At 60.1% G+C, this 9,158-nt stretch carries 4 protein-coding genes; 1 reads left to right on the forward strand and 3 read right to left on the reverse strand.

Annotated elements, in window-relative coordinates; translation table 11 throughout:
* Window positions 1-145: 145 nt before the first annotated feature.
* Window positions 146-334, forward strand: coding sequence for a ferredoxin family protein (locus Q8P46_08820; protein ID MDP2620265.1), 189 nt, complete (start codon window positions 146-148; stop codon window positions 332-334).
* Window positions 335-488: 154 nt separating this feature from the next.
* On the opposite strand, the gene Q8P46_08825 is transcribed toward Q8P46_08820, so the two are convergent.
* The 3 genes from Q8P46_08825 to Q8P46_08835 all read right to left on the reverse strand — a co-directional run.
* Window positions 489-5,627, reverse strand: a complete 5,139-nt coding sequence (locus Q8P46_08825) for a hypothetical protein (protein MDP2620266.1) — start codon at window positions 5,625-5,627, stop codon at window positions 489-491.
* Window positions 5,628-6,294: 667 nt separating this feature from the next.
* Complete coding sequence (locus tag Q8P46_08830; GenBank protein MDP2620267.1) at window positions 6,295-6,495, reverse strand: hypothetical protein; 201 nt, start codon at window positions 6,493-6,495, stop codon at window positions 6,295-6,297.
* Between the two features lie 1,733 nt (window positions 6,496-8,228).
* Window positions 8,229-9,158: fatty acid--CoA ligase family protein (locus tag Q8P46_08835; GenBank protein ID MDP2620268.1), on the reverse strand; the 930-nt coding region annotated here is incomplete at its 5' end.

Raw genomic sequence — 9,158 nt, forward strand, 5'->3', positions numbered from 1 at the left:
GCCAATTGGGTAAAAATGGTGGTCGTTCAGAAGCAAGGCGCGTCTCTCAAACTATGGGACGAACCTTTGCCCGAATCGTTTCACGTCGTACCGGTCCGCCCGACGCAGCATATGCATCTCGTGTTTCGCCAAAAGGAAAGATCGAATGCCGCTGGTTGAGGTGAATAAGATCGCCTGCACCGGCTGCGGCGTCTGTGTCGACACCTGCCCGCCCGATGTTTTGCGGCTCGACCAGGTGAACAAAGTGTTCGTGGCCTATCCCGACGACTGCCAGGGCTGTTTTGTTTGTCAGTGGGATTGTAAGTTTGAGGCCCTGAGGGTGCGGCTACCTTAGTCCGCATTCCCTCGAAAACCGTCCACGCTGATGTGAAATGCAAACATATCGACAGCCAAATGCGAAAACTCTTGAGCAGATTATCCTTTACACTGCGCTGGTGTTTGAAACCGCGAATTGTCCACAGCTATTTTTAGTGACCTAACGCCAAGCATCAGTTTGGGCCGGGCGTTACGAAGTCGTCCCGCATTCGAAACGCTGCGGACGAGCCGTTCTCGACGAGGGTGTCGAGCAGGAAGAGGACCGCTTCCCGGATTGCACGGTCGCGCTTCAGCTCCAGCGGCCTTCCGTAAACATGCCGCTGCAGCACGACTTCGAGAAGGAACACGGTGTTTGTCTTTTGGAGCATCGCCTGCGCATCTCCGCGCTTGAGTGAATTGGCAACGCGGACGAAGGCCTCGGGGAGCGACCGTTCGCCAATGTGATAGAGGAAGCGCACGTAGTCGTCCAGCACGATCGACGAGGGCGGCAGTGCCTCGAAAAGAGCGTGGACGTGATGCGCGTAGCCCTCCAGACTTCTCCAATGCCTGATGTTGTCCTTCCACCATGACGTGAGAAAAATGGCGGACAGCATTTCACTCCCGAACGGGTGCTCGTCGTTCAGCCGAGAAACCCACTTCGCCCGCTTGACGGTGTCCGCAAAGAGTTCCCAGAGGTACCAGTAGTGCGGCGTATTCGGTCTGCTGTCCTCTATGCACGTCAGTCCCTGAACGATCCAGTGAATCTCGCGGGGATGACGGTCGATCGCGCCAAGGATCGGTTCGAGGATTGATTTAGCTGAGTCAGCCGAAGTCCTCATCACGAAATTCTGGAGACGCTGGGACAGTACAGACTCTGAGTCATGGTTCCGCTCGCGACGCCTGCGCCCTCGATCCCGATCGTCGTCTGCATCCCACCATCCGACGAGCGTCTGCGCCGCACGAACGAATCCGACGACGGCGGCTGAATCGTCCGGAGCGTTCGATAGAATCGTCAGAATGCGCCCGTTCGCATCTGCGCCAAACCACTCGCTGACGTCGAGCGTCTCGTAGGCATTCGGCGCGATGCCGTCCGGCTTCCAGAAGGCGTTACGGACAGCCATGGCCGCCTCCGCCACAATCTCGACCATCTGCCGGCGCTGGTGGTACGGCGTATTGTCCTGCGCGCGCCATTCGGTCTCGATAAGGGTTGCCTCCGTCGCGAAGGCATTGACACAGCGCATAGCGAGCGCGCGATCGGCAGACCATAAGTGCTCCGCGACGCCCCACACGGCGTACGATCGCACCTCGTCAATGGGGTGGGTCACTGCGGCAGCGAAGGCCTCCTCGACGCTGGAGCGCGGTGCCTCCGTGATCGATTTAACCAGGAGCAATGGCAAAACCCAGGCGCAGGCGCGATCAGCCGCCATGTCGTACCGTTGCACGCGCTCGAGATCGTTCCATTCGTTGGCGTGCGCCCTCACCTCCGAACAGGCGCGTTCGAGACACCAGTCGCGTTGCGAAGTTGACATCTCTTCCCAGTGGTCGCGAATACACACAGCGGCGACGATACCGGGGCCGCCGCGTGCCATGGCGGGACGGTCAGCGTCGCCCTCGTCGTGAGCATCGATCGACCCCGCCTCCAAAAGGCGCTGCTGCCACATGGCGGGATCGTGCCACGCGGTGTTGTCTCGCTTGAAGATTTGGTACGCCCACATCAGCAGGCCAATCCGTGCGTTCATCGCGCCCGCGCGGGCCGCGGCCTCGTCCATCATCTCCCTAACGTCGGGCTCCGGCTCGTTCGGCTCGAAGCGGAGGAGGCGCCGCGGCGGTTCCGCCGCAGTCGCATTCGCTGCGGGAGCTGCGTTGGGTGCGGGCACCTCCGAGATCGTGTATTGCCGCAGGTCCATGCGATGCATGGCGAGCCGCCACGCGCGGTCTTCATCGTCTTGATCCGGAAGCGGCGGCAACGCGGCCCGGTGCCGGTCGAGGATCGCGTGCACGCGCTCGGCTAGCGGCCCCAACTGGAGATTGGCGATCGCGGCCTCCAGGTCCTGACCGCGATGCGGCAGGCGGTCCGCCTCCTTGCGCTCCTCCTCGTATACTTTGTTGTCGGCACGGAGCTGCGGGAACATTCCCGACAATGCGGAGGCTTGCCGCTCGCCCGCCATACGGCCGCGATCAAACGCGATGTAGTCAGGCGCGCTGAGGAGAGCCAGAAGCGCTTCGCCGCACGCATGCGGGTATGCAGTCGCGACGCTGGCGACGACTGCGGGCAGGGCGGCAGAGTCGCTCCGGCGCAGGATGTCTACCAGAACGCCATCCATCTGCTGCGGGTACTGGCTTGCGAAATCGAGCAGCCACTTCTCGAGCGCCATCAGCATTGACTGGAGGACATAGGGACCGACCGATGTGCCCCGATATAGGTTCCAGAGCCTCGGATTGCCCCACTGCTTCCGGGTGCTTCCATCCGGGAAGATCAGCTCAATCTCCCATGCGGGCTCAAGCGGGTCGTGCACGCGGGGATGGGCGTACCAGTCGGCGCTGTGGTTGAAGACCCTGATGAAGAAGTCGAGCGCTTGACGCGGGTGATGCCGAAGGAGAGGAATCCACGGGCCGCGAATCGCGCTCGCCGGGAAGAAATCATGCCGCAGGCCTTCCTTGATCCCGAAATGCGTCTCAAGGTCCAGCGGGCTTCGCGAGTAGCGATCCCTCTGAAGGTCTTCTTCTGACGCGAGAAGGTGGTCGACTGCGACCGACACGACGAGGTCCGGCAGGTCCCGTGCTGCCGGCATGCCGTCCAGTCCCGAGAAGATAATCTCGCGGAAATCCTCGGCGAGGCGGTCCCGTCGCTCGCCCTCCTTTACGGTGCCGCGCAGAACAGCCTCGAAGCGAGTCGCATCCGCCTTGGGAATCTTTGCGATCACCTTCAGCACACGCTTGCGCGGCTCTTCCAAGCTGTAGTTGTCGAAGCCCGCCAGGAGCGAATGGCCGATGCCGGCCACGAATTCCGCACCGTCGAGTTCCGGCGCCCACCAACTAACGTTGCGGACGGCGTCCTCGATGAGCCCGAGAAGAAGCGGGCGCTCCTGTGACGTGAAACTGTCAATGTTGCGGTGCACCAGCCTCAGGACTATCGCCCATGCCAGTCCGTCCGGCACATTGAATATTGATCCGTGGCCTGTCGCACCTGCCAGCCAGACAGGCGTCGTCACGCAGGCGACCCGAAGCAAGTGAATCACCCGCTTGAGGAGGGCCCTGTCGTTCGCCACGAGCTGGGCTTCATGCCGCACGAGGAACTCTGGCGACGAGGGCGCCTTGAGAAGTGACACGAGGGTGTCGTCTCGGAACTGCGCGGTGATTTCAGTCACGGCGATCGCCGCCCTGAACAGCCGGTCAGCCGCAGCGGGGTCACGCTCGACCAGCTCGGCGACCCATTTCCGGTAGGACCGCCGGACGGCAGGGTGGGCGCCGATTGCGGCGGACAGGTCCTTGAACGATCCCTCGCCGGTGAGGTGCTGTTCCTCCAGCCATTGCAGGATCGCCCAGTCTTCCAGCACGTCGTGCGCCGTCGCCACAAGTAACGGATTCTCTTCCGGCGAGCTGATGAGGGAGTCCTGCCGGAGCGCGGCTATCACCGCAGGGTCCAGGTCATTGCAGACGACGTACGCGGAAAGCGCCCTCGCGCGGTGAACGGCGATCGTCTGAAAAACCTCTTCGCGCCGCCGCGCCATGCTTGCGGGAACGCGGTGGTTGGCGCGTACGATCTCACGCCAGAAGAGCGCCCGGAATTCGCGCTCGCTCTCCGGAACGGGCCGCTCCGCCGACCACGAAATCTCGAGCGCCTTATCGAGGAAGTAGGGGTTACGCAGGATGTTGCGCAACGACGGATTCTTCAATGGGTACACGAGCGCCGGGAGGGCTGCTTCGACCTCTGTCAGTTCCGCATTGTCGAGCGGAGGAACGCTCACAATGGCGTGCTTGATCCCCGCAGGCTGCAGGAAGCTCGCGCGCACCTGATCGATCGAATAGTCACGGCACGTAAGGACGATGCGCATGCCGCGGTCAGAAGCGGCCAGCGTCATGAGGTCGCTGAATGCATCACGCGTGGTCTTCTCCAGCAGGCGCTCGACGCTTTCGACGAGAACGACCTTCCGGCCCTGCGCCGCGAGGATTGCGCCCAGCGTGGTTCCGTTCGCCGGAATCTGTCCGGCATGCAGCGTCGCGTCGAAATGCGGCTGCGCGAATTCCTCGACACGGAACCCGACCGTGAAGTGGTCCTGCGAGAGGAGCGAGACAGCATCCTTTCCGATCGCAGACTTTCCGCTGCCCGCGGGTCCGGACACGAGCACGACCTGGGCCGTCTCCAGCTCTTCGAGCACTTTCTGCACGAGAGCGGCGCGTTGCAAGTGAAAGTCCTTACCTATGGTTGAGCGGATTCCGCGAAGAATGAGGCCGGTGTGATCCTTCAGGGTGCGGAGGACGCGCTGCTCGTTCGCGCCGACCAAGGCATGGCGCTTTTGCAGTTCGCGCGGCAGGTCGGCCTGGCGCAAGCTGCGCGCCTCGGACATGGCAGTGCTGGCGAGGGCGAGCAAGGCGTTCCAGGAGACGCCCGCCGCGCCAACGGCGTCACCCTCTGTTGCCGTGTGGGCCAGGAGGCTTTTGATGTGGGCTTCCGTCTGCCGCGTGGAGCTATCAAGGTCCAGGCTCAGCACATGCAACACGCGAAGGAACGGCCAGATGGCGGTCGCCGTGACGGGGTGTCCCTCGACGTCGCCGATGATTTTCCGCAGTTCGCCGCAATACTGGACGGCCTTGTCAGAGATAAAGCCTTTCGTCGCCAGCCGGCGCTCAAACTCTGCGCCGTCGCGGGCCGCGCGGGCGCAGTCGAGAAGACCCACGAAATGCTTGAGGAGTGTTTCGGTGCCCCGCAGCGTGACAAGAACCAGGCGGTCATCCGCCGGAGAGAACCGATCAGAGTTCTTGAAGTCGTTCCAGAAATCCTGGAGCGTCTGCTTGCAGTCGTCGTCTGCTGCGCTGACGGTGAAGCTGCGCTTGACCTGGCCGGCGAGCTTCTGGGCGGCTCCTCCGGGGCCTTCGCACACAATCAGGAAGTCGTCCGTCTGCCAGCCGAGGTGCTCTGTCTGGAAGTGGACCTCCAGCATCACGGTGTCGATCAGGATCGGCGGAATGCCGCGCACGAGCAGTTGGGCGAGCCAGTACGCCGCGACGTGCTGCTCGAAGAACGTGCCCGCGCCCCCGGTGGCGGCGGGGCTTGAGACGCGGCCTGTATTTGAAACGCTGCCGGCTGCGGCCTGGTTGTCCTGCAAAGTCATTGCCTCGGCTCACTCGCTAAGTGGGCTCTGTCGATTCCGCCCCTGAATTCACGCGGGAGCGCCTAACCAGTAATATACCGGCTTCTTTCGATATTAATATCGGCAAAGGCCGCCGGCAAGAAGAACGCGTCTGCTGCGAGACGGGATTGGGGCCTGACCTTGGTTTTCATCTGACCCCTGCCAATCGTTGCCGCTCAGCATTTCGCCGCGTGCTGTGCCACGGGGGGTGGTTTGACGCGCAGAAAAAAATTCTCTGAGGGTGACCCCAATTTTTGCTCTGGCAGCTTAAGCGGCGGGTTATGTGGCGGACCCGGTCAGCCTGGGCTTTTCAGAGACCCACTGCTCCGCTAGAGCTTTGAGCGCGGTCCCTGACTCGGACCAGTTGTGAAGAATCGCTGGGTCAAAATCTGCACCGTTTGGCCAAACGAGCGTGTGGACCTCTGGATCAATGCGGACCTGGTCAAAAAGTGTGGGCTCTTGCAGAGGCCCGTACAGTTCTCCCTTGAGGACAGGACGAAAATCTATGATTTGAGACGTGCCGTCGTCAAACTGTACCCTCAGTGTGAACGGCGCTATTTTCTGGAACGAGGAAACCCGATAAATCTCATGCTGCATAGGTGGCCCCTCTCACTTCAACGCTTCAACTTGGTTAGGGCTGCAGGTTGGTTCACGTCAGTTCTTCAAGAAACTCGACCTCTTTCCGCAGCAACTGGGTGACCATCTCGCCGACGTCCTTGCCTTTCCTGCGGGCAATACGTTCGAGTTTGCTCTGCAGTTTAGAGTCTAGGTAAATGAGTAGTCGCAGTTCGGCGCCTTTCCGATAAAACTTTCCGCGTACGGCTTTCGAAAAATCATATTCTCGTCTCATATATTATTTCCACGAGGAATTATCTCACAAATCACGACACAAAAGCACGTTAACGGCGGTCACGATCACGAAGCCCTAGCCAGTCTACAGACCGACTTTTGTCGATATTAATATCGGCACGGGCCGCACGCAAGAAAAATGCGTTTGCTGCGAGAAGGGATTGGGGGCTGGCCGTGGTCCTTATTTGACCCCGGCCAATCGTTGCTGATCGACATCTCGGCGCGCGTTGTGCTGCCGCTGGTGGTTTGCCACACAGAAAAAAGGTCTCTGACCCCCAATTGCCCACAATTGCCCAATTGCCACTCGGGTTAAGGCGTGGCACAGTCGTCCTGAGCCTAGCGCAAGGTTATCTGGGTCAGGGTGGGTTTTGTTCTTGTAGATCTTCCTTGAGAGCATCGATTAAGGCCCGCACTTGCTTTAGTGTGGGCCGACGCGTCCCGTAACACATATAGAAGAGGCATCTCAGGTCATGATCCTCAGGCCTGATCTTTAGAGGAAGCACTCCAAGGCGTTGAAGAGAGGCTTGCGTAAGCCTGGTTGCGAGTGGAACTAGGTGCCATGGCCTAAGAGGCAGCGTGAGAAAAGAGCAGACTAGCGACGCCAACTCCCAACCCGTAAGGGTTGCCGAGATCGGATCCCCTGTGGCCACGCCAGGGAAGAGCGCCCGCAGGAGAGGTTGAGGTTTTGCAGCGGTGATTAGGCGGCGGTGTAACTCGGGCCGTAGCCAAACATTCTGGGGTAGGTAGATGAGTTGTCGGAATGCTCGCCGATCAGGTGATTTGAGAAATCGGAGAAACCGGTGCTCATTCGTAATTGGAGTTATGCGTGAGAGGACCTCTGCTACGTGCTCAAGGTTGACCGATCGATCTTCAAGGCCTCCTGGGCTCTTGACCGGAACGTCAAGCTGGATACCTACGCTGGCTAGGCTGTCGACAAAGGAAGTGTATCTCGGATCGAGGCCGGTGATACTGGAGCGGCTGTCGTTGATCGCATCCTCGTGATTGAAGATATCTCGCAGAATGGTTTCCGCAGGGTGCCGCTTATTCGTGGATTCGTTTTCGGCAGCCCTTTGGCGTATGCCTGGCGGTAACTGGCCCGTCGAGTACAGCGCGCGTAGGAGACGGAGCACCTTTCCCCTGTCGGCCTTGGCCAGTCGCTCCTCCGCGCGACCCCAGCCACGTTCAGGTTTCGCGATAATGACTCGCTGATCTACAGGTGGTTTGCTGATATCTTCAAGGGCAATCCGACGTATCTCACCGTCAAATTCCGCTCGCCACACTCGAGCTGGTTCCCACTTGTACTTGCGTCGAAAGCCAGGGTCCGTCAGCCATTCAGCTCTCGCCATGACCTTCAGGGGACCGTCTGTTTGCTCCAGAAGTTGGATGAACCCCTTGGGGCTGAGGAGAGACCTCCCTTCAATGTAGGCGTCGCGCAATAGGGGAAACACGGGTCCCCAAGCGACTGTTTGGCTGGATGCTGCGAGCAGCGCCGTGAGCTGTTCCGGACCGTTGCGCCGGAACTCATTTGTAAGGTGAAATGCCCTTTCCATAAGGTGCACCTTGTGGCCGTCCTACTTGTGGACTAGCACCGGTCCGTGACGTGTCCTAACCAGTAATATACAGACCGACTCGATATTAATATCGGCAAGGACCGCCTGCAAGAAGAATGTTTTTGCTGCAAGACCCGTGCGCTGTGCCGCGGCTGGTGGTTTGACGCACGCGGCTAGACGCAACTTAATCGGAAGCCGACCTGGGGAAAAAATCTTCCCTGAGCTTTTTCTTGTCGATCTTATAGCCCGAGGCGACTCGCGGCAGCGATTTTACGATTTCAATTCGCTCCGGCCATTTAAAACGCGCGAGCCCTTTTGTCTCCAAGAACGATTTAATTTCGACCAGATCGACCGGCTTTCCTTCGCCGCAAACCACGAACGCGCAGACCCGTTCGCCCATTTCCGCATCAGGGATGCCGACCACCGCGACTTCGACAATTTTCGGATGCTGGCTCAACGCCGCCTCGATGTCGGCTGGAAAAATGTTCTGGCCGCCGCGGATAATCAGATCGTGCTCCCGTCCCATCAAAATAATATTTCCGTCTTTGTCTCTTTTGCCCAGTTCCTCGAGATCGAAGTAACCGTTGATGCGGCGGCGGGCGTCGAGTTCCGGGTTGTTGAGAAAGCGCGCATCGGTGTGAAGCCCGCGCACCAGGAGTTTCCCGACTTCCGCCACGAGAACTTCTCGGTCATCGGAATCGACGATTCTTATCTCGTTGCCATCGAGAGGTTGGCCCAACGTTCCGAGACGCACTTCCTGGGTATCATTCCACCGGGTGGCCGAGATGCCGCCGCAGTCCACGCTGCCATACGCCTGGACGATGCGGCATCCCAGTTTTTTCCCCATTTCTTCTCCCTGAGCCCGCGGCAGACTCGAACCGTGGTTGACGACGATTCGCAGGGCGCTGAGATCGTACGGTGATAGGTCCGGCAGCGCCAAGATTCGCGCTATCATCGTGGGCACTAGGGGGATGACGCTCACGCGTTCCGCCGCCAATAGGGAGAGACATTCATCGGGGGCGAAGTGATCCATCAATACGATGGCGGCGCCGGCGGCGCAGCCGCCGTTATACACCAGCGCGTCGGCCGTGCCGGTAACGATGGAGGTCGCTGC

The sequence above is a fragment of the Hyphomicrobiales bacterium genome, assembly GCA_030688605.1.
GTDB lineage: Bacteria > Pseudomonadota > Alphaproteobacteria > Rhizobiales > NORP267 > JAUYJB01.

What these genes read in the sequence shown, in the direction of transcription:
- Q8P46_08820 (MDP2620265.1), top strand. Translation starts at nt 146, where the DNA reads ATGCCGCTGGTTGAGGTGAATAAGATCGCCTGCACCGGCTGCGGCGTC.
- Q8P46_08825 (MDP2620266.1), bottom strand. Translation starts at nt 5,627, where the DNA reads ATGACTTTGCAGGACAACCAGGCCGCAGCCGGCAGCGTTTCAAATACA.
- Q8P46_08830 (MDP2620267.1), bottom strand. Translation starts at nt 6,495, where the DNA reads ATGAGACGAGAATATGATTTTTCGAAAGCCGTACGCGGAAAGTTTTAT.